Source organism: Sorangium sp. So ce693 (genome assembly GCF_051521375.1).
Lineage (GTDB): Bacteria > Myxococcota_A > Polyangia > Polyangiales > Polyangiaceae > Sorangium > Sorangium atrum.
On sequence record NZ_CP150347.1, the window covers coordinates 8,657,013 to 8,677,212 of the forward strand.

A 20,200-nucleotide genomic window follows, 5' to 3' on the forward strand; every position below is an offset into this window, starting at 1 on the left:
CCGCGCCGCGCGCCGAGCGCCGCGCGACGGCCTCAGGGCAGGACGGTGAAGGTGACCGGCTCGCCCATGAAGGGACCGCCGCCCTGCACGATGCGGTTGTTCTCGAACAGCGCGCTGATCACGCTGACCGTGATCGGTACGCCGGCAGCGCGGAGCTTGTCCCAGGCCGCCGCGTCCGGCGTGTAGCTCAGCTTGGTCGTGAACACCCGGAGCAGCAGCTCGCGCTCCGCCGTGGTGAAGACCAGGAAGTAAGCGCGCCCGTTGATGGGCGTCCCGTGAGCCCAGGCGGCGCGCGCCGGCCCAAGGAGCGCCCCGAGCTCCGCGGCGATCGACGCCCTCGGCGCGGCGAGCTCCCGCGCCCCCGGCGCAGCGGCCGCCGCGAGCTGCAGATCCGGCGCGGCCCGAGGCGTCGTCCGCTGCGCCGCGCCCGCCACATGGAAGGTCAGCTCCGGCGCGGCGTCGCCAGGGAGCATCGCCCCGTCCTCGGGCGCGTCGAACACCGTGCCCTGCGAGGGCTCGTCCTTCGGGTCCACCGCGAGCAGCTCCTCCAGGGCCTCGTCGGTCGCGCCGCCCTCGAAGATGACGTCATCCAGGCTCGAGTCCGACGACGTCCCGCTCGACGTGTGGTCGTGGCTGTGGCCGCACGCCCCGGTGTACATCGCGGCCGATACGAGCGCCGCCAGCGCGGGCACGAGGAGCGCCCGGCTCAGGAAGGGCCTTCGGCTCACGGCGCCTCCGTCCAGGGATCCGCGAAGCGCGGGTCCTTCAGAAACTCGTCGTCCGTCAGGGTTTGCAAGAAGGCGATCACGTCCGCTCTCTCCTCTTCTGTGAGATCGAACCCGCTGATGAGCTCGCTCTTGAACTTGTTCTCGCTGCCCACACCGGCGTTGGGAAGGCCAGCCTCGATCGTGCGCCCTCCAGCGGCGTAATGGTCGAGCACCCCCTCGAGCGTCTCGATGCTGCCGTCGTGCATGTACGGCGCCGTGAGGGCGATGTTCCGCAGCGTGGGCGCGCGGAACCGGCCCATGTCCGCCTCTTTGTGGGAGATCTCGTAGACTCCCCCGTTGCCCTCCGGGTAAGCGCCGTTGCCGTCGATGTTGTAGAGCCCCGTGTTGTGGAACATCACCTCCGTGAAGGTGGTGCCGTCGTGCTCCACCGAGTCCGACAGGTTGAAGCCGCCGTGGCAATGGAAGCACTCCAGCTTCTCGGAGAAGAAGAGATCCATCCCGCGCAGCGCCGCGTCGGACATCCCGGAGGGGTCGCCGCCGTACCGGTAACGGTCGTAAGGAGCGCGGTAGGAGAGCAGCGATCGCTCGAACGCCGCGATCGCCTTCGTGATGTTCGCGAGGCGGAGGGGCTCGTCGTCGCCGGGGAAGGCCTCGGGAAAGAGATCCTGGTAGACCGGCTCGCCCTGTAGCCGCTCCAGCAGCTCGTCCTCCATGCCGGCGAGCCCGAGCTCGACAGGCGTCTCGCCGAACATCGGGAGGAGCGCCTGCTCCTCGAGCGCGTCGACGAGCGGATTCGCCCAGGTCAGCGTCGTGAGGTAAGCGACGTTGGCCAGGCTCATCGAGCTGCGCGAGTGCAGCTGGCCGGTCGAGCCCTCGGCGTTCGCGCGGTGGTCGGTGAACGCGAGCTCCTGGCGATGGCACGAGGCGCACGAGTACGTGAGGTTGCCGGACAGGCGCACGTCGTAGAACAGCCGCCTGCCGAGCTCGACCTTCACCGACGACATCGGGTTGTCCTCGGGGACCTTGGGCACCGGAAAGCCCGTCGGCAGCCCCCACGCGTAGGCGCTCGCGCCGCCTCCCCCATCGCCGCCGGCGCCCTGGCCGCCGGCGCCCTCCCCCGTCGACCCACCGGCGCCCTCTCCTGTCGACCCGCCGACGCCTTGCGGCCGATCGCCGTCGCCGCAGGCACAGCAGAGGGCCGCGAGCGCGGCGAGGGCAGAGGAGATCGCAGAGCGGCGGAGAGCGGTCATCGGAGCGAACATCGCCATGGCGCCTATTCTATCCTGAAGAACGACTGCTGGTCGGGCCGCGGCGAGCCGTCGGTGCTGTCGATGCCGAGATGGGTGAAGAGCGGTAGACACTCGGAATCCGACGGATCCGACATGCAGCCGGGGATGTCGTCGGCGCTCGCCGACAGGTCGCTGTCCGAGACGAGCGCCGCATAGTCGACGAGCACCTTCGTCGTGAGCGGGTCGATGTCCTGGAAGGCGATCTCGGCGATGTTGGGGTGATCGCACGCGGTCACCTTGCCGCCCGCGTCGGCGACGCAGCCAGTGCTCCCGATGTGCACGAGGAACGGTTTGTCGTCTGCCGTGGAGACGCTGTCGAGGCGCAGGAACTTGTACCCGTCGTTCCAGCTCCAGAACAGCCCCGTCAGGTTGAGCGGCGACGGCGCGACCGACGCGTCGCCGTGGTTCAGGTCGAACGGGACGCCCAGCTTGAACGACAGCCCGTCGTAGTCCCCGACCGGGACCGTCCCGCGCACCACGCCGTTCGTCTCCTCTGTCCCGTTGGCGCAGGTGCCCGATCTGTCCTCGAAATCAAGCAGCGCGACGTCCTGGACCTGCCACAGCCCGTCCTGATCGAGCGAGAGCGGCACCTCCTCGCCGTCCGCGCGGCGCAGGCGCACGTCGTGGATGTAGAGACGGAAATCGTTCAGCCCCACCTCCGTCGCGGCGCTGCCGACAGCGTACGTCTCGCTGCAGGAGAACACCTCGTCGCGGACGCGGCCTTCGAACTGCAGCTCGACAGCGATCGTCTCGGCGTCGCCGCTCCCCCCGCCGCCGTCAGCCCCGCCGCTGCCACCGCCAGCCCCGCCGTCACCGCCGCTTCCCGCGCCGCCACCGACGCCCGTCGAGGTCGACGCCCCGTCGAGAGGGTTCACCACATCATCGTCGCCGCACGCCATGAGCGCGAGCACCGCCCCGACCAGCGGGAACCAGAGCCGTGATGCACGAAGACCGGATTCCATGAGCGTCCTCCCGAGGAACGATGCGCGCCACGATAGGCCACGTCGCCCCTCGCCTGAATGCGACATGTTGTCGCTATCGCGATCCGGCCGAGAGCGCGAGTCGATCCGGCGTCGGAAGAGGGCTCGCGGACGGCCCCAGAGCAACCTTCGGCAGCCAGCGGGCAGCGACGCGATCGACAACCGCACGACCGCGTTCGCCGCCTGCGACGTCGGCCAAACCGCCGGCACGCCCACCGGGCGAGCGTGCGCATCCGCACGATAACACGAACTGAGAAAATCGTGCTACTGACCGGCCCACCTGTGGTCCGTTCCCTGAGCACGGCGTTCCCGCTGCTTCTTCTCATCGCGTCCGCCGCGCCTGCGCGCGCCGGCGACAGCGCCGCGCCTGCACGCGCCGGCGCAGCGGCACCGCTCGCGGCCGAAGCGGCAACGTCGGTGGGCGGCGATGCCTCCGGCAGCACCGGCGCAGCGGCGCCCGTCTCCGGCGCAACGGGCGGAGCGGCGCCCGTGCCCGACGCCGCGCCCATCACGGTCGTGGTGCAGGGCGCCGCGCCGCCGCGCAGCGCCTCGGAGTCGGTGCGCGGGCAGGCGGAGATCCGGGCCGCGCCCCACCGGACGGCGAGCGACGTGCTGCAGCTCGTGCCGGGCGTGTTCACCTCCCAGCACAGCGGCGAGTGCAAGGCGCACCAGATCTTCTTCCGCGGCTTCGACGCGGTCCACGGGCAGGACCTCGAGGTCTGGGTCGCGGGCGCGCCGGTCAACGAGGTCTCGAACGTCCACGGCCAGGGCTACACCGATCTCCATTTCGTGATGCCGGAGGTGATCGGCGAGCTCCGCGCGCAGCCGGGGTCGTACGACCCGCGCCAGGGCGACTTCGCGGTCGCCGGGACGATGCGCTTCGATCTCGCCTACGGCGAGCCCGGGATCACCGCCACCGCCTCCGCGGGCTCCTTCGGCGCGCGCCGGCTCTTCCTCGCCTACCACCCCGAGGACGCGGACGACGCCACGTTCGCGGCCTTCGAGGCGTACGGGACCGACGGCTTCGGGCCCGCCCGCGCCGCCGGCCGGGCGTCGCTCGTCGCGCAGGCCGTCTACCGGCCGCTCGCCGGCGTCTCCGCGCGGGTGATGGCGTCGGCGTTCGCCTCCCGCTGCGGCTCCGCCGGCGTCCTGCGCCTCTGCGACATCGAGTCGGGCAAGGTCGACCGCTTCGCCTCGTACGATCCCGATCAGGGCGGCGACTCGTCGCGGGCGCAGCTCGTCGTCGATCTGCGCGGCTCGGGCGACGGCGCCGCCCGCGGGGAGGGCCTCTCGCTCACGCCGTTCGTCGTGCTGCGCTCGCTCCGGCTGCGCTCGAACTTCACCGGGTACCTCGCGGATCCCACGAACGGCGACGCCACCCAGCAGCTCAACGAGGCGATCACGGCGGGCGCCACCGCGTCGTACCGGCTCACCTTCCCTCTGCTCTCCGACCGCGACACGTTCGAGGCGGGCGTCGTCGCGCGCACCGACTGGATCGAGCAGTCGCAGCGGCGCCTCGCGGCCGTCGACGACAGGCCGACCACCACGCTCGTCGACGCGGAGGTCCGCGCGACCGACATCGCCGGCTACCTCGACGCGTCGATCCGGCCGGCGCGGCGGATCACGCTGCGCGGCGGGCTGCGCGCCGACGGCCTCGCGTACCAGGTCGTCGACGACATCGGCCAGGGCGCGCAGGCGCGCAGCGCGATGGGCGTCCACGTGGGCGGCAAGGGCACGGTGGACGTGGCGCTGCTCCCCGGGCTCCGCGCGCTCGCCAGCGTGGGCCAGGGGTTCCGCTCGCCCCAGGCGCGCAGCCTCGGCGACGGCGAGCGCACCCCCTTCACGCGGGTGCTCTCCGCCGAGGCCGGGCTCCGCTACGCCGACGAGCGCGTGCGGGCGTCGGCGGCGCTGTTCCACACGCGCCTCAGCGACGATCTCGTCTTCGACGAGGCGACCGCCCGCAACGAGCCCGTGCCCGCCACGGCCCGCACCGGGGTGGCCATCGACGCGGTGGCGCACCCGGCGCCGTGGCTCGTGTCGAGCGTCGGCCTGACGTACACCCGGGCGGCCTTCACCGCGTCCGGCGGGCGCTACGCCGCGGGGGATCTCCTCCCCTTCGTGCCCCAGGTCGTCGCCCGCGCCGATCTCGCGGTGACGCCGCGCCTCGGCGCGCTCTTCGGCCGGCGCCTCGAGGCCCGCGCCGGTGCCGGCGTGACGCTGCTCCACGGCCGCCCCCTGCCGTTCGGAGAGGTCGGCCACGACGCGCTCGTCACCGACGTGACGGCGCACGTCCGCTACCACCGCGTCGAGCTCGGGCTCGACGTCTACAACCTCCTCGACGCGTCGTGGTTCGACGGCGAGTTCGTCTACCCCTCGAGCTTCACCCGCGGCGCGGCGCCCGACCTCCTCCCCGCGCGGCACGTGACGGTCGGCGCCCCGCGCAGCTTCCTCGCTTCGCTCTCCCTCTACATCGGCTGAGGTCCTCGATGACATCCACCACCGCACAGACCCGATCCCGTCGGCGCGCCGCCCTCGCCGCGGCGGGGCGCCTCGCCGCGGCGCTCGCGGCGGGCGCGCTCGCCGCCGGCTGCGGCGCCGGAGGCGACGGCGCGACCTCCGGCAAGCGCCTGACCCTCGCGACGCGGATCGCGCCCGACGCGGCGTCGGCCGCGCCGTTCACGAACGCGCTCGGCTGGACCATCACGCTGTCGAAGGCGCACCTGGCGATCGGGTCGCTCCACTACTTCGAGGGCGCCCCGTTCACGGCGCGGCGGCCTTCGCCGGGCGGCGGCCCCTCGCTGCTCGAGCGGCTCGCCCGGTGGGCCGTGCCCGAGGCGCACGCGCACCCGGGCCACTACCAGGCCGGCGAGGCGAGAGGCCAGATGACGCTGCCGACGTCGGTCGACCTGCTGCAGGGGACGACGGCGCTCGCGGACGCGGACGCCGTGAGCGGCGTCGCGCGATCCGCGCGCTTCACGTTCGGCGCGCCGCCCTCGGGCCCGCTCGCCGCGGCGCTCGACGGGCGCATCGTCGCCGTGGAGGGACGCGCCGAGAAGGGCGAGCTCGCGCGGGTGTTCCGCGCGCGCGCGCTGGCCGCCGACGTCCTCGACGACGCGACCGGCGAGCCGTCGGTGGAGGGGTGCGTGTTCGAGGAGGTCTTCCTCGACGGGCCCGGCGTCGTCACGCTCGTCGTGAAGCCGACGGTCTGGCTCGATCAGGTCGACCTCGAGGCCGTCGCCGCGAGCGACGACGGCGCGCCGGTCGACCTCGAGCCCGAGAGCGAGGCCCAGCGCGGCTTCACGCGCGGCCTCAAGAAGGGGACGGCCTACGCGCTCTCGTTCGCGCCCGGCTCCCCGGAGGAGAAAGAATGAGGATGAGGACCACGAGACGGATGTGGGTGGCGGCGGCGCTCGCCGCGGCGGCGCTCGCCGGCTGCGGCGAAGGCGAGCCTGGGGCCGGGAGCGTGTCTTTCTCGACGTGGGGAGAGGGCTACATCGAGCAGGAGATCCCGGCCGCCGATCTCGCGGACGGCTGGAGCATCCAGTACGAGAAGTTCCTGTTCGTCGTCCGGAACGTCACCGTCGCCGATCGCGAGGGGAACGTCGGAGGGCGCATGCAGGGCTCGATCCTGTTCGACCACACGAAGGCCGGCGCGAAGCCCGTGGTGACCTTCGACGGCCTCGAGGCGAAGCCCTGGGAGGCCGTCTCCTACGAGATCGGCCCGGTGGACGCGGACACCGCGCTCGAGGGCGCGACGGCGGAGGACAAGGCGCTCATGCTCGCGGCGGGGGCGTCCGTGCACATCGAGGCGATCGCGCGGAAGAGCGGTGACGGCGGCGAGGTCGAGAAGCGCCTCGACTGGACCTTCTCGCTCGCGACGCGCTACGCCGACTGCAAGGGCGACAAGGCCGGCAAGGAGACCGAGGGCGTCCTCGTCACGAACGGCGGCACCGACGACGTGGAGCTCACCATCCACGGCGACCACTTCTTCTACGACGACCTGCAGGCCGCGACCGCCGCGCGCCGGTTCGCGCCCATCGCCGCCGCGGACGCCGACGACGACGGGGCCGTCACCCTGGAGGAGCTCGCCGCGGTGCGCCTCGTCGCGATCGAGGAGGGCACCTACGGGACGGGCAGCGCCGGAGACATCAATGATCTCGGGGCGTTCGTCGCGGCGCTCTCGCGCACGATCGGGCACTACCGCGGCGAGGGCGAGTGCGTCTCTGTCGACCCCTGACGGGTCCGGCCGCGCGCTCGCCCGCGGCGATCACTCGATCCCGACCGTCGTCGTGACGTCCTGGAGCTCGCTCCCGTCGAACGCCGGCACGCGCGCGGAGCCGAGCAGCATCTGCACGCAGCCCCCGGCCGGGGTCATCGCGACCTGCGGCTCGATCGAGATGCGCTGCACTGCGCCCGCGGGGTTGAAGAACACCCGCGCCGTCACCGCCTTCGGCCCCGCCTTGCCCTTGCAGTGGATCCGCGCGGTGTCGGCCTTCGCTTGCAGCGCCGCGTGGGCCGCGCCGCGATCGAACGGCCTCGCCGCGATCGCCGTCGCCGCCGGCGTGGTGCCGCCTTCGCGCATGGGGCGCGGAGACCTCGGCGCGGGCGCCGGCACCGGAGCGTCGCGAGGGCCCGGCGACGGCTGCCGCTCGCTCGCGTCGCCCGCCAGCGCCGGTGAGCGCGCGTCGCCGCGGCCCGGGTTGACCACCGTCGGGTGCGCCGGCACCGGCAGGCGCTGCACCATCCGGACGTCGCTCTGCGCGCGGCCGGCGTAAAAGGCGATCGCCGCCATCGCGAAGGCGCCGGCCAGGCCGCACGCGAGGAGCATCGGCCCCCGCCGCGCAGGCCTGGCAGGGGCCTCCGCCGGCCCGCTGCTCGCCAGGACGGGCGCGGGCGTCGACGGGGGGCGCCGCGCGTCCGAGGCCACCTCGGTCGGTCCGGTCATCGACAGGCGCGAGGCAGACCCCGCCGAGGTGATCGCCGCCGCGGCGCCGAGCGGCACCACCGAGATCGCGGCGCCGGCGGCCCGCACGCTGCGCGGGTCGACGAAGAGCGCCGGGCCGAGCGCATCGAAGGCCTCCTGCGCCGTCTGGAAGCGCTGCGACGGCTCCCGGGCGACGCAGCGCGCGAACCAGGCGTCGAACGGGTGCACGATACAGCCGGCGCGCCCGAGCGCGGTCGCGCGCACCGACGCCGGGTCGATCGGCTCGAAGAGGATCTCGCGGAGCAGCACCGGCATCGCCGTGCCCATCGGGTCGTTCGCGGCGCGCCAGTACATCCGCCCGGTGAGCAGGGCGAACGCGATCAGCCCGAGCGCCCACACGTCGGTCGCCGGCGAGATCTGCCCGCGCGCGTCCGTCTGCTCGGGCGCCATCCAGAGGGGCGTGCCGAGCGACGCGGTCGCCATCGTGCTCGCCTCCGCGGCGATCTTCGCGATGCCGAAGTCGAGCACCTTGACCGACCAGCGCGCCGTCGCGCTCTGCGTCTTCGCGAGGAACACGTTCTGCGGCTTCATGTCCCGGTGGACCACGCCCGCCCGGTGGGCGGCGCCGAGCGCGTGGCAGAGCTGCCGGAAGATCTCGTGCACGTCCTGCGCAGGGAGCAGCCCGCTGCGCCTCATGCGCTGCGAGAGGTCCTCCCCCTCGAGCAGCTCCATCGCGAGCCAGGGCACGCCGCTGGCCGCGTCCACGCCGGCGCCGATCACCTGCACGACGTGATCGCTCTCGACCAGCGCGCCGACGCGCGCCTCCTGCTCGAAGCGCTCGCGCAGCCGGGCGTCCGCGCAGAGCTGCGGGTGCATGAGCTTGAGGGCCCGCAGCTTGCCAGTGCTCGCCTGCTCGGCGATGTACACGGCCCCCATGCCCCCGGCGCTGAGGGGCCGAACGATCCGGAACTCTCCGAAGAGCATCCCGACCGCCGGCTGGAACGGCGCGACCATGGAGGGCGATGCTAGCATGGTGGCCGTCGCGGGGGTGTCGGGGCTCACGGGCGCGGCGCGCGGCGCGCACGGCCCGCCTCGCTGTCCCGCTGCCTCGTCAGGCGTGCGCGCCGTCGCCGCTGCCGGCGCTGCGCGCGCGCGGCGGGAGCGACGCGACGAGACGCTCGATCCCGATCCGGCCCGCGACAAGCGCGCCCGTCGCCGCGGCGCGGAGCGCGTCGCGCGCCGGCTGGGCTCTGCCGGCGAAGTGCCGGACGCCGAAGCGCAGGAACGACGGCTCGCCGAGGAGGTAACGCTCGACGCGCTCCCGCGGCGCGCCGTAGAAGGCGCGCATCACCCGGCGCCGGAAGCGCAGATCGAGGCCCAGCAGCGATCGCTCGACGCGCCGGCCCCAGTCGTGGAACCCGAGATCGCGGGCCTCGAGCTTCTCGGCGAGGTACTCGCCCGCGAGGGCCCCGTACGCGATCGCCTGGGCGATCCCCTCTCCCAGCATCGGATCGATGCCCGCGGCCTCGCCGACGAGCAGGGCGGCGGGCCGCGCGATCACGGCCCGCCGGTCGAGGCCTCGCTCGGCGAAGCGCTTTCGCCGGTAGCGGTCCGGGTCGAGGCCGAGCGCCTCGAGCCTGCTCCGGAGCACGCGCTCGGCGTCGGGCGCGGGGCGCGCCATGTCGAGCGCGCCCTCGTGCAGCACGTAGGCCCCCCGGCAGACGAGCTCGCGCCCGTCGACGATCGTGGGGAAGTCCCACAGGTAGCCGGCGAACGAGCGATCCCGCATCTCGAAGTGCAGGAGGTCGCGCGCCCGGTCCCCCGCGACGGGCTCGGTGTCGACCTCGACGGCCTGCGCGCGCAGCCTGCCGAACGGCAGCCCCATCGCGCGGCGGACGACGCTGCCGACGCCGTCCGCGCCGACGACGACGCGGCCGTCGAAGACCCCGGCCGAGCTCTCGACGCGGGCGCCTCGCTCGCTCAGCGTGGCGCCCGTCACCCGCGCCCCCTCCACGATCCGGACGCCCCGCGCCCGCGCGGCGAGCGCGAGCGCGCGATCGAACTCGACGCGCCGGACGACGCGGCCGATGTTCCCCTCGCGGAGCGCGACCTCGCCGGCCTGGAAGGCCGCGCTGATGCCGTGCACCACCACCGAGGGCACGTCGATCGTCACCCCGATCGCCGACAGCGCCCTGTCCGCTCGCTCGCCGAGGCCGCCCGCGCAGGACTTGTCCCGCGGGTAGCGCTCCTTTTCGAGCACCACGATCCTGTCGGCGAGGGCCGGGCGATGGTGGGCGAGGAAGAGCGCCGTGCTCACGCCCGCCGGCCCGCCCCCGACGATCACGACTTCATGCGCCGCCATGCGGGGGCCGCTCTAGCACGGCGCCCCCGCCGGCGGGCTGCGGACGCTCAGCGCCGCTCGTACAGGGGCACCAGCGTCCGGTAGGGGAAGAGATACACGCTCCTCCCCGCGAGGTCCGGGTGGTTCGCGGCCAGCTCACGGATCTCGTTCAGGACCGCATACCGCTCCTGCAGGGGGAGCGCCGAGATGTAGCTGATCGACGCGACGCGCTCGAGCAGCCCGTCGAGGTCGAGCTCCTGCGTATGGGTGAACTCGTGCTCTCCGAGCGGCGCGAAGAGGCGAGAGTCGGAGAACGTCCGGCGCCAGGCGCCGAACCTGTGTATCGGGGCATCCCGGCCGTGGCGGTCGAGGATGTGGGAGATGCGGGCGACCCAGTCGACGCGCTCGTCGCGCAGGTTGAAGAGCAAGGAGAGGCGCCCTCTCGGCCGGAGCACGCGGTGGATCTCGGCGAGCGCGAGATCGCCGTGAAACCAGTGGAACGACTGCGCGGCGACCGCGGCGTCGACCGATGTCTCGGGCAAGGGGATGGCCTCGGCGACCCCATCGAGCGCGATGGCGGACGGGACCATCTGACCCAGCTTGCGGCGCATCCCCTCGACCGGCTCGAGCGCGAGCAGCCGCGCGCCCGTGGGCACCAGGAGGCGCGTGAGCTTGCCGGTGCCGGCGCCGAGATCGAGCACCGTGCTCGTCGCGTCGATGCGGAGCGTGTCGCGCAGGAGCTCGATCGCGCCGCGCGGGTAGTCCGGGCGCCCCTTCTCATATGCATCCGCTGCAGTCGCGTAGCCCTGTGCAGCGAGGCGATGGAGAGTCATGGCCTGCATCCGCTCCGCGTTAAGGAGGATCTCACGCAGCGCCGGAGGGACCACCCACCCCGACGGCCCGTCGAGAGAGGCTACGCAAGCGGGAGCCGTGTTGGAAGCGGGTTGTCGCTCAAAATGCGCATCACGTTCTCTCGAAGCACCTTGGCGATCACACGCTCGCTCAAGCCAGCTCGCAGCAGCGCATCCGTCAAGAGCGGAAGATGGGCCGCATCACGCAGCTCACGTGTGGGAATGATGAAACCGTCCCAATCGGATCCGAGCGCGGGCGTGTCCTCGCCGGCAACGTTGATGATGTGCACGAGGTGCTTGACGACGGGCGCGAGCCCGTTTCCGCCGAGATAGAGCGGACAAAAGATGATCCCGGCGCACCCGCCGCGGTCGGCGAGGGCGCGGAGCTGGTCGTCATCGATGTTGCGCCAGTGCTCGAACGCGCCGGCGATACCCGTGTGGCTGACCATGGGTGGCCGGCGGGCGAGCGCGCATGCGTCGAGGAAGCCAGCCCGGTTGATGTGCGCGAGATCGACGATGACGCCGAGGTCCTCGGCGAGGCGCACGACATCGCGGCCGAAGGCGGTGAGGCCTTCACCATCCCTCCGACCGCTGCCATAGGCGGGATAACACGCTTCGTTGGCGCTGAAGTGGCAGAGCCCGAGGTAGCGCACGCCGCGCCGCGCGAAGCGAGCGAGGGTGTCGAGGTCGCCTTCGAGCGCGTGCGCCCCCTCGACGCCGAGCAGCGCCGCGACGGCGCCGCCGGCCCTCGCCGCCTTGATGTCCTCGGCCGTGAGCGCCTTCACGAGGCGGCCGGGCCGCGCGCGGACGGCCTGCTCCAGGAGATCGATCTGCTCCTCGACGACGGCGGCGAGCCCGCGCCGCTGTCCGATGGGCAGCGAGACCAGCCCGAAGAACTGCGCGCCGACGCCGCCCTCGCGGAGCCGCGGGACGTCGACGTGCCCGCCGAGGGCCGCGAGCGGCAGCGGCGGCTCGTGCCGCTCCTGCAGATCGTAACCGACCCAGCGCGCCCACATGAGGCTGTCGGCGTGGAGATCGATGGCGGGGTACTGCGCGTGCAGGGCGCGGGCTTCCGGGGTTCCGTGCATGGAGGGAAGGCTAGTCGACCCGAGGCGTCCGGTCGCGCGCCGGGTGACGAGGGCTCAGGGGCTCGCCAGCTTGAGGCCGAGGATGGACACGACGAGCAGCGCGAGGAAACCGAGCCTCGCGGCCGTTGCGGGCTCACCGAACAGGAGGATGCCCGCGATCGCCGCCCCGAACGCGCCGATGCCGACCCAGACGGCGTACGCCGTGCCGATGGGCAAGGTCCGCGATGCGGTCTCGAGGAGCGCGATGCTCGTGATGATCGCGCCGACCGTGAGCGCCGTCGGCAACGGGCGCGTGAAGCCGTGTGTGTATTTGAGACCGATAGCCCAGCAGACCTCGAGCAGGCCTGCCAGGAGCAACGCCAGCCAGGACATGACGACTCTCCTCGTGATGCGGCTGCGTCGTCTTATCCTGACCGGGTACGGCGCGTCTCGTCCGGGACGCTCTGTCTGAACGAGCGCCGCGGGGAACCTAGCAGGGGCGACGGCCCACGCAACAGGCGGGCCGGCGCCGCGCCACGTCGCGAGGCCGCACCGCCGCCGCCGCCCCGCTTCGCTGGGCGGAGCGGCGCGGTACGCTGGACCGAGCCGTGGCCTCTCGATCGCGCTCTCTTGGAGCTCGCTATTCGATCTGCTCCTCGATTTCGCCCTCGCCCGGGAGCATCGCGGAGCTGCCCGCTGCCTTGTTGATCAGCGCGGCGGCGAGCTCGTTGATGTACTCCTCGATGGCTGTGTACCCGGACGGCATCACCTTGGTGTGGTCGTTCGCGTTCGACGAGCTGAGGCCGTGCGCCCGCTCCCACGCGTCCGCCATCCCGTCGCGATCGGCGTCCGCGGGGGCCGTCCCCGGACTGAGCCCGTCCATCAGGTTGTTCACGTAGCGGGCGCCCCACGAGCCGTCGCGGCGCTCCATGTTCTTGAAGACGCCCTTCGTCACCACGTCGCGCGGCAGCGCGCCCGCCTGCGCGACGACGAGCCGATACGCGTCCTGCGCGCGCTGCGTCGTCACCGGGATGTACCCCGGGACCTCCCGCGTGAAATTGAACTGCGTCGCCGAGCGGTACGACTCGGGCTTGTTGAGCTTGCTGAAGCTCGGGTGGAGGTACGGCTGCTTCCAGGGGTTCTCGACGGTGCCCGTGAACTTCCCGGGATCATCGATGTAGTTGTCGCCGAGGAAGTACTTGAGCCCCGCGCCGGCGCTGTCGTCGAAGTAGAACGGGATCAGCTGATCGCTCGGCCCCTTGATGTACGTGTTGCCCACGATGTTGAAGTGGCCGGTCGCCGGGTTGTGGTGCACGAACCCGTGCCTCACGTTGTAGGCCACGTTGTTGAGGATGTCGGCCGGGCCGTTCGCGACCGCGGGGCAACGCGCCTTGTGGTGGGCGAACAGGTTGTGGTGGAGCGTGATCCGGTGGCCATCAGGGCCGTTGATGAGACCGTAATTATGCATCCCCTCTGGATGCCCCGTGGTCGACGACGACTCGATGGTGGACCACTGAACCGTCACGTCATCTGCCTCATAGAGGTCCAGGTTCTCGTCGACGCCCCAGGAGATCGACATGTGATCGAGCATCACCTTCGAGTTCCGCGAGATCTGCACTCCGTCGAACTGCTCTCCGGCCGAGCCGTTGTACACGGGCCGGACACGCAAGAACCGTGCGACGATGTTGTTGACCGCGGTGGAGTACTTCGCGGTCAAACGACCGTGGATGGTGATGCCCGCGCCTGGCGCCGTCTGGCCCGCGATCGTCACATCGCCGTTCCGGATGAGGACATCCCCTTCGATCACGCCGCTCACATCGAAGACGATGATGCGAGGCCCGCTCGCGTCGAGGGCCGCCTGGAGGCTCCCCGACCCGCTCGTGCGCAGGTTGGTGACCTTGATGACGCGCCCGCCGCGCCCGCCGGTCGCGACGGCGCCAAAGCCCTCTGCCCCCGGAAACGACGGGAGCGCGCTGGCTGGCATCGAACTCGCAGTGAACGCAGAAAACGCAGAAACCGCGGCGATCGCGCAGCCGAAGCGGCGAATCCCCTGTGCGCCGATGGAAGAGCAAGTGGGAAGGTATGCCATGTGTCTCGTTCCCCTTTCGTACGTATCAGGCGCCGAACAAGACCGGATCGAACAAGGAAGCCCAGGGTGGGCGCGGCGCTGGGCGCGACGATGTGCCCTGATGGATCAGGGCGACGCGGAGCAGCGACGCGATGGCCCGCCCTCGGCTGCCTGGCGCAGGAGGTCTCGACCGGCGCTCTCAACCGCAAGCCGTACTGTGATGACCCTACAGGACTCGATTCATCGATGGCAATCGCCAATTGCCAATCTGTGCGACAGGGCACATCAAAATCGACATGGAAATTCCATGTCGCCAGATGAATCGAGTTTGGTTATCCTGCACGAGCAGCGCACGAGCGGGCTCATGACGTCCCGAAACGCCCTCACCCGCCGGGCGCGCCCGGCGCGCCGAGAAGCCGAGAAGCCGAGAAGCCGAGAAGAAGAGTCGATGGACGCTCGCCCTCGCGGCGCCTCGGCGGCTGGTGGTGCCGTGGCCCGAGTGGACGCGGGCCGCGTAAACGCGGCTGCCGCCCGGGCCCCGCGAACGTCAGGTGGAACGGGGCGCCCTGCCGGACGCGGTGGACCTCGAGGTGGCTGTCGGGTGTGTTCACGGCGAAGAGCCGTGTACCGTCCGGGGAGAGCGCGAGCGGCCGGACCTGCCCGCTCTCGAAGAGAGCGCTACTGCGCGGGCGCGGGGCGCCCCTCGACGGCCGCGAGGTAGTCGCGCACGGACTGCTTCATCCCGACCTCGAGCGCATGCGCGACGAGGTGGTGACCGATCGACACCTCTTGAATCTGCGGCGCCTCGCGGGCGAGCGGCGCGAGGTTCTCCACGGTGAGGTCGTGCCCCGCGTTGATCCCGACCCCGGCCGCCACGGCGGCCCTCACGATCGCGACGATCTTGTCGAGCTCCGCGCGGTGATCGCCGCGATCGAACGCCTGGGCGTAAGGACCCGTGTAGATCTCGATACGATCGGCCCCGAGCTCCGCGACCACCGGCACCACCGCCGGATCCGCCTCGACGAAGAGGCTTGTCCGGATCCCCTCCTCCTTGAGCCGCTTCACCACCGGCTGGAGGACGAAGCGCCATTTCGCGACGTCCCAGCCGCGGTGCGAGGTGAGCTCGCCCGGCGTGACCGGGACCAGCGTGCACTGCGTCGGCCTGAGCTCGAGCGTGAGGTCCAGGAACTCCTCGCGGAGATCTCCCTCGAAGTTCGTCTCCACCGTGGTGATGTGGCGAGTCACCGCCCGCGCGTCGTCCGGCGTGATGTGCCGCCGGTCCGCCCTCGGATGGATGGTGATGCCATGGGCTCCGTAGTCCACGATCTTCCGGGCGAAGGAGAGGACATTCGGGGCATCGTGCCCCCGCGAGTTCCGCAGGAGCGCGATCTTGTTCACGTTGACGCTGAGCTTCATGGGACATCCTCTCGCCGGCTCGTGCGCGGCGCTCGCGACGCCGCTATACACGATCGACGCCGCGAGGCGAACACGCCGCGCGCCGCCAGCGCGGCCGGGAGCGCGCCGCCAGCGCGCAGCTGGTGGAGGAGCGCCGTTGGCGTTCCCGCCGCCGGCCCTTCGACGCCTACACGCGCGGCGCGGCCCGCGAGCCCCGCACCGCGGCCTCGGTCGCGAGGAGCGACACGACGAGGATGGCGACGGCGACGAGCGCGTTGTTCCACACCGTCGCCATCAGCAGCGCCGGGAGCGTCCAGGCGCTGACGAAGAGCCAGACCGCGAGGATCGCGGTGACGTAACGCGCCTTGGGCGCCCAGAGCGCGATCAGGGCGAAGACGACGCACAGCGCGCCCACCACCCAGGTGTTGGTGAACTCGTCCCGGCCGTGGCGCCAGGCGAACGCGGAGATGAACAACCAGATCCCGAGCGCGATGTTGATGCCACGCAAAGCCGCCATCCGATGCTCCATTGGCTTCCTCCCTCGCGGATCGCCGTGCCGGCACCTCCGCCGCGCGACGCCCTGGCTCCCTCGCTCTGCCCGCTCGCCGCGGCCTCCGGCCAGGCGCCCTGCCCCGAGCGGCCTCGGCCCGCCGAGCGCGGAGCCCGCTCACCCCATTTGCCGAGCGCCGGCGTCCCTGCGCCCGGTCCACACACCCGAGAGCTCGGCGAACGCCGTGCGAATCCAGTGCCACGCGCCTCGCCCTGGGAGCGGCCGCGCGGCCAGAGGCCGCGTTCGTGAGGGCCGCCGCGCGGCGGTTCGGCTAGAAGCCCCGTCGCCATGGACTTCTTCGCGACCGCCGCCAAAGGAACCGAGCCCGCCCTCCGCGACGAGCTCCGCGAGCACCGGTTCCGCGGCGTCCGCGCGGATCGCGGCGGCGTCCACTTCTCCGGCCCGCCGGACGAGGGCTTCCGCGCGTGCATCGAGCTCCGCACCGCCGTGCGCGTGCTCGTCGAGCTCGCCTCCTTCGACGCGCCCAGCGGGGACGCGCTCTACGAGGGCGTCTCGCGCGTCGACTGGGCCCCTTACCTGAGCCCGGTCCACACGCTGGCCGTGCGCGCCTCCTGCCGCTCGAGCGCCCTGACCCACACCCAGTTCATCGCCCAGCGGACCAAGGACGCCATCGTCGACCAGATCCGGCGCCGCGTCGGCGCTCGCCCGTCGGTCGACCTCGAGGACCCGGATCTGGCCCTCTTCCTCCACCTCGTCCGCGACAGCGCGACGCTCTACGCCGACCTCGGCGGCGCCGCGCTCCACCGCCGCGGCTACCGCACGCACATCGGCGGCGCGCCGCTCAAGGAGACGCTCGCCGCCGCGCTGCTCCGCCTCTCCGGCTGGGACCGCGCCCGCCCGCTCGTCGACCCGATGTGCGGCGCCGGCACCATCGCCCTCGAGGCGGCGCTCTGGGCGCGGGACATCGCCCCGGGCCTGCGCGCGCAGCGCTTCGGCTTCGAGCGGTGGGCCTGCCACGATCAGGCCGCCGCGCGGCGCACGACCGAGCTCCGCGACGCCGCCCGCGCGCGGATCCGGCCCGAGGGCCCCGCGATCGTCGCCGCCGACATCGACCCCGGCGCCGCCGAGATCACCCGCGGCAACGCCCGGATGGCCGGCGTGCAGATCGAGGTCCGCTGTCAGTCCATCACCGCGCTCGCCCCGACCGCGCCGCCGGGCCACGTCCTGACCAACCCGCCGTACGGCGAGCGCCTCCCGGGCACGATGGCCCTCTACCGCGACATGGCGGCGGCGCTGTCCCGGCTCGCGGGCCACCGCGTCGCCATCCTCGCCGGCACCGAGGACATCGAGCACGCCATGCGCCGGAGGCCGGAGCGATCGCTCGTCGTGTTCAACGGCCCCATCGAGTGCCGGCTGCTGACGTACGACATCCCCTGAAGCGGCGCGCGGTGCGCGGTGCTGGAGAGGGCGCGCCGCGCGAGAGGGCGCGTGCGAGACGTGCGAGACGTGCGAGACGTGCGAGACGTGCGAGACGTGCGAGACGTGCGAGACGTCAAGAGAGCAGGCGCATCACGAGGAACATGGCCAGCGCCGTGAGGAGCATCCCGGCGACGAAGCCGATGATGAGCCCCCGCTTGCCTGCGAGCCAGCTCGGCTCCCGCGCCGGCGGAGGCGCTGGCGGCGCCTGGGGCGCGACGACGTGATCGGGCATCGTCGCGCGGCGCTCCAGCACCGTGCGCTGCTCTGCGATGGTCGCGGCGAGCTCGAACGGCACCGACGCCGCCGGGGTCGCCGGAGAGGCGCCGTCGGCCGCGGCCGGCGCCCTCTGTACGACCGCCGCCGAGGAGTCCCCGGCGGTCTCTGCGCTCGCCGCGCCGAACCCCATCGCCCCGAACCCCTGCGGGCTCGCCGCCTGGAGCTCGCCGGGTGTCACCGTGGGCATCTGGCTCTCGGCCGGGGGGTGGGAAGAGACCAGCCGGAGCGTGTTGGCGACGCGCGGCGATCTCCTGTCCCACGCCCCCGCCGCGCCCCCGTCGAGCGGGCTCTGCGGCGTCGCCGGGACAGGCACCGAATCGACGCGCACGAGGCCGACCTCGGCCCGCCTCTCGGGTGTGCCCAGCCCGAAGTCCTCGGCCGAGCGGAGCGTCGCCTTCACATCGCGGCCAGGAGGCGTGATGTCGAGCTCGTCGCCCTCGTCATAGGCCGCCGTGTGGACTCGCACCTTCGCCGGAGCGAGGAGCTCGTCGCGACGGACCATGGTGAGCGTGCTGTCGTCGTCCCCGCTCACGTCGTCGTACGCGCCCGGCTCGGCCAGGCCGTTCCCCGAGAGCAGCGCCTCGCTGGGGCCGTGGGACCAGGACGGAAGCTGCAGCGAGATCTCCGGCACCGACTCCCCTGCCCAGCGCTGCGGATCGGCGCCCGCCCCCGGCGGAACCGCCTGCGGATCGAGCGTCTGCGGGAGCTCCGAGGGAGGCGGCGCGTGGTGAAGCAGCACCGGCGGCGGAGGCGCGACCTCGGTCCCGCCCCCCCCGGACACGAGCGTCCGGGCCGATTCGATCGAGAGCTCCGACCTCGGCGCCGGGCCTGAGAGCGGCCCCGACGTCGAGCTCGGCAGCGACGTCAACGGCGGGAGCGACATCGGCCCCCGCTGCAGCGACGCGTCCCGCGAGAACAGCGAGCTCGGCTGCCTGCGCGAGATCGGCCCGAGCCCCACGGCCGTGTCAGGCAGCTCGGCCAGCAGGCAGTGCAGCGTGTACCCGAGCTCACGCGCCGTCTGATACCTGTCCGCCGGCTGCTTGGCGAGCGCCTTCACGATCAGCGCCTCGAGGCGCGGGTGGATCCCCGGCGCGCAGCTGCTCGGCGCCGGCACCGGCGCATGGATGTGGAGCGTCGCCGTGTGGAGCGGCGTCTCGCCCTCGAACGGCAGCCGCCCCGTGACGAGCTGGAACAAGAGGACCCCGCACGTGTACAGATCGGCCCGCTGATCCACCGGAAGCAGCCCGCACTGCTCCGGAGCCATGTAGGCCGGCGTGCCGACGAACGTGCCCGCGCGCGTCACGACGGACAGCGGGTCGGCGAGGAGCTCGGGCGCTTCACCGGACGAGCCGGTGTCGAGGACCTTGGCGATCCCGAAATCGAGCACCTTCACCCGCTCGCCGTGAGGGTGCGTGGGGTCGGGGACCACCATGATGTTCTCGGGCTTCAGATCGCGGTGCACGACGCCCATCTCGTGGGCGACCGCGAGCGCCTCGCACACCTCCGAGAGGATGCGGACCGCCCGCGCCTGACCGATCGCGCCATGGCGCTCTAGGAGGACGTAGAGGTCGTCCCCCGAGAGCAGCTCCATCACGATGTAGCTGAGGGCGCCCTCGACCCCGTACTCGAAGATCTTGACGGAGTTCGGGTGCTTCACCCGCGCCGCGGCCTTCGCCTCGCGCTGGAAGCGCCGGATGAACGCGCGGTCCGCGGTGAACTCCGGGTTCATGATCTTGATCGCCACCCGGCGGGGCTCGGCGTCGCGCTCGGCGATGAAGACGCTGGCCATGCCGCCCTCCCCGAGGAAGCGGGTGATCGTGAACCGCCCGGCCACCTTGCGGCCGAGGAGCGCCTCATGCCTCATGCGCCCGGCACCTGCCGGCGTCTGCCCCGCTCGCCCGCTTCCGGGCGACCGCGCCGCGTGCCCGCCCCAGGGCGGCCCTGCCCCTCGCGCACGAGAGCGCTGCGCCCATGGCTGTCCGCGCGCCCGCGCGACCCGCGCGTCCGATGCGAGGGAGAGTGCACGCGGCGACCATACCAAAGAACTCGACAGCCGACGACTTGTCGGCCCCCGGCGGCGCGCGGTTGGTGGCGCGCCGCGCGCGCGCCACCGACGCCACCGACCGTCCCGAGCACCGCTCCCGTCCGCCGTCACCGCCGAGACGGGCGCAGGCCGCAAGCTCGTCCGGCAACAGTTAACTCTTTAACGCCACCCCCGGTGCGCATGTGCGACAGGTGCTTAACTTATCGAAAGAGCTCGCGTTCGAACGTCGGCGAGCGTTGGCAACATT

At 72.4% G+C, this 20,200-nt stretch carries 16 protein-coding genes and 1 riboswitch; of the genes, 4 read left to right on the plus strand and 12 right to left on the minus strand.

Translation table 11 applies throughout. The features are described from left to right. Positions 1–32: 32 nt before the first annotated feature. From WMF14_RS32195 to WMF14_RS32205, 3 genes are read right to left on the minus strand one after another with little or no spacing between them, the layout of a single operon-like run. Positions 33–728 carry a hypothetical protein gene (locus WMF14_RS32195; protein ID WP_437792458.1) on the minus strand — a complete coding sequence of 232 codons (696 nt, stop codon included), beginning with the start codon at positions 726–728 and terminating at the stop codon, positions 33–35. Then, complete coding sequence (locus WMF14_RS32200; RefSeq protein ID WP_437792461.1) at positions 725–1,996, minus strand: MbnH family di-heme enzyme; 1,272 nt, start codon at positions 1,994–1,996, stop codon at positions 725–727. The genes WMF14_RS32195 and WMF14_RS32200 overlap by 4 nt, the downstream gene beginning before the upstream one ends. Before the next feature lie 5 nt (positions 1,997–2,001). Then, a complete protein-coding gene (locus WMF14_RS32205) occupies positions 2,002–2,979 on the minus strand; it encodes an MbnP family copper-binding protein (RefSeq protein WP_437792464.1) in 978 nt (325 codons plus the stop codon). Between the two features lie 300 nt (positions 2,980–3,279). Between WMF14_RS32205 and WMF14_RS32210 the strand changes: the two genes are divergently transcribed. The 3 genes from WMF14_RS32210 to WMF14_RS32220 are packed head-to-tail and all read left to right on the plus strand — an operon-like array spanning position 3,280 to position 7,234. Then, the gene (locus WMF14_RS32210) at positions 3,280–5,475 is read left to right on the plus strand and encodes a TonB-dependent receptor (protein WP_437792466.1); all 2,196 of its coding nucleotides are present in this window, start codon (positions 3,280–3,282) and stop codon (positions 5,473–5,475) included. Positions 5,476–5,483: 8 nt separating this feature from the next. Then, on the plus strand, positions 5,484–6,368 hold the full coding sequence (locus WMF14_RS32215; RefSeq protein ID WP_437792469.1) for a hypothetical protein: 885 nt from the start codon (positions 5,484–5,486) through the stop codon (positions 6,366–6,368). 2 nt (positions 6,369–6,370) lie between these two features. Continuing rightward, a complete protein-coding gene (locus WMF14_RS32220) occupies positions 6,371–7,234 on the plus strand; it encodes a hypothetical protein (protein ID WP_437792470.1) in 864 nt (287 codons plus the stop codon). Between the two features lie 30 nt (positions 7,235–7,264). Here the strand turns inward: WMF14_RS32220 and WMF14_RS32225 are convergent, their stop codons facing one another. The 8 genes from WMF14_RS32225 to WMF14_RS32260 form a co-directional block, all read right to left on the minus strand. Then, a complete protein-coding gene (locus tag WMF14_RS32225) occupies positions 7,265–8,935 on the minus strand; it encodes a protein kinase domain-containing protein (RefSeq protein ID WP_437792472.1) in 1,671 nt (556 codons plus the stop codon). 97 nt (positions 8,936–9,032) lie between these two features. Beyond that, complete coding sequence (locus WMF14_RS32230; RefSeq protein ID WP_272094759.1) at positions 9,033–10,283, minus strand: NAD(P)/FAD-dependent oxidoreductase; 1,251 nt, start codon at positions 10,281–10,283, stop codon at positions 9,033–9,035. Positions 10,284–10,330: 47 nt separating this feature from the next. Continuing rightward, positions 10,331–11,095, minus strand: coding sequence for a class I SAM-dependent methyltransferase (locus WMF14_RS32235; RefSeq protein WP_437792475.1), 765 nt, complete (start codon positions 11,093–11,095; stop codon positions 10,331–10,333). Between the two features lie 80 nt (positions 11,096–11,175). After that, the gene (locus WMF14_RS32240; protein ID WP_437792478.1) at positions 11,176–12,201 is read right to left on the minus strand and encodes a dipeptidase; all 1,026 of its coding nucleotides are present in this window, start codon (positions 12,199–12,201) and stop codon (positions 11,176–11,178) included. A gap of 54 nt (positions 12,202–12,255) precedes the next feature. Further along, on the minus strand, positions 12,256–12,573 hold the full coding sequence (gene sugE, locus WMF14_RS32245) for a quaternary ammonium compound efflux SMR transporter SugE (RefSeq protein WP_272094762.1): 318 nt from the start codon (positions 12,571–12,573) through the stop codon (positions 12,256–12,258). A gap of 21 nt (positions 12,574–12,594) precedes the next feature. Continuing rightward, positions 12,595–12,660, minus strand: a riboswitch (guanidine-III (ykkC-III) riboswitch). 160 nt (positions 12,661–12,820) lie between these two features. Beyond that, positions 12,821–14,164 carry a pectate lyase family protein gene (locus WMF14_RS32250; protein WP_437792481.1) on the minus strand — a complete coding sequence of 448 codons (1,344 nt, stop codon included), beginning with the start codon at positions 14,162–14,164 and terminating at the stop codon, positions 12,821–12,823. A 762-nt stretch (positions 14,165–14,926) separates the two neighbouring features. After that, complete coding sequence (locus WMF14_RS32255; RefSeq protein ID WP_437792484.1) at positions 14,927–15,664, minus strand: pyridoxine 5'-phosphate synthase; 738 nt, start codon at positions 15,662–15,664, stop codon at positions 14,927–14,929. Between the two features lie 166 nt (positions 15,665–15,830). Beyond that, on the minus strand, positions 15,831–16,160 hold the full coding sequence (locus WMF14_RS32260; protein ID WP_272094765.1) for an SPW repeat domain-containing protein: 330 nt from the start codon (positions 16,158–16,160) through the stop codon (positions 15,831–15,833). A gap of 321 nt (positions 16,161–16,481) precedes the next feature. Here WMF14_RS32260 and WMF14_RS32265 point away from each other — a divergent pair, with 321 nt between their 5' ends. Beyond that, positions 16,482–17,591 (plus strand): THUMP domain-containing class I SAM-dependent RNA methyltransferase, encoded by a 1,110-nt coding sequence (locus WMF14_RS32265; protein ID WP_272094766.1) that lies wholly within the window; start codon positions 16,482–16,484, stop codon positions 17,589–17,591. A 115-nt stretch (positions 17,592–17,706) separates the two neighbouring features. On the opposite strand, the gene WMF14_RS32270 is transcribed toward WMF14_RS32265, so the two are convergent. Further along, positions 17,707–19,773 carry a protein kinase domain-containing protein gene (locus WMF14_RS32270; RefSeq protein ID WP_437792488.1) on the minus strand — a complete coding sequence of 689 codons (2,067 nt, stop codon included), beginning with the start codon at positions 19,771–19,773 and terminating at the stop codon, positions 17,707–17,709. Positions 19,774–20,200: the final 427 nt, after the last annotated feature.

Bases quoted from the DNA above. Each gene is read 5' to 3' on its own strand.
- WMF14_RS32270 (WP_437792488.1), bottom strand. From the start codon at position 19,773: ATGAGGCATGAGGCGCTCCTCGGCCGCAAGGTGGCCGGGCGGTTCACG.
- WMF14_RS32205 (WP_437792464.1), bottom strand. From the start codon at position 2,979: ATGGAATCCGGTCTTCGTGCATCACGGCTCTGGTTCCCGCTGGTCGGG.
- WMF14_RS32230 (WP_272094759.1), bottom strand. From the start codon at position 10,283: ATGGCGGCGCATGAAGTCGTGATCGTCGGGGGCGGGCCGGCGGGCGTG.
- WMF14_RS32265 (WP_272094766.1), top strand. From the start codon at position 16,482: ATGGACTTCTTCGCGACCGCCGCCAAAGGAACCGAGCCCGCCCTCCGC.
- WMF14_RS32215 (WP_437792469.1), top strand. From the start codon at position 5,484: ATGACATCCACCACCGCACAGACCCGATCCCGTCGGCGCGCCGCCCTC.
- WMF14_RS32235 (WP_437792475.1), bottom strand. From the start codon at position 11,095: ATGACTCTCCATCGCCTCGCTGCACAGGGCTACGCGACTGCAGCGGAT.
- WMF14_RS32200 (WP_437792461.1), bottom strand. From the start codon at position 1,996: ATGGCGATGTTCGCTCCGATGACCGCTCTCCGCCGCTCTGCGATCTCC.
- WMF14_RS32255 (WP_437792484.1), bottom strand. From the start codon at position 15,664: ATGAAGCTCAGCGTCAACGTGAACAAGATCGCGCTCCTGCGGAACTCG.
- WMF14_RS32220 (WP_437792470.1), top strand. From the start codon at position 6,371: ATGAGGACCACGAGACGGATGTGGGTGGCGGCGGCGCTCGCCGCGGCG.
- WMF14_RS32260 (WP_272094765.1), bottom strand. From the start codon at position 16,160: ATGGCGGCTTTGCGTGGCATCAACATCGCGCTCGGGATCTGGTTGTTC.
- WMF14_RS32225 (WP_437792472.1), bottom strand. From the start codon at position 8,935: ATGGTCGCGCCGTTCCAGCCGGCGGTCGGGATGCTCTTCGGAGAGTTC.
- WMF14_RS32250 (WP_437792481.1), bottom strand. From the start codon at position 14,164: ATGCCAGCCAGCGCGCTCCCGTCGTTTCCGGGGGCAGAGGGCTTTGGC.
- sugE (WP_272094762.1), bottom strand. From the start codon at position 12,573: ATGTCCTGGCTGGCGTTGCTCCTGGCAGGCCTGCTCGAGGTCTGCTGG.
- WMF14_RS32240 (WP_437792478.1), bottom strand. From the start codon at position 12,201: ATGCACGGAACCCCGGAAGCCCGCGCCCTGCACGCGCAGTACCCCGCC.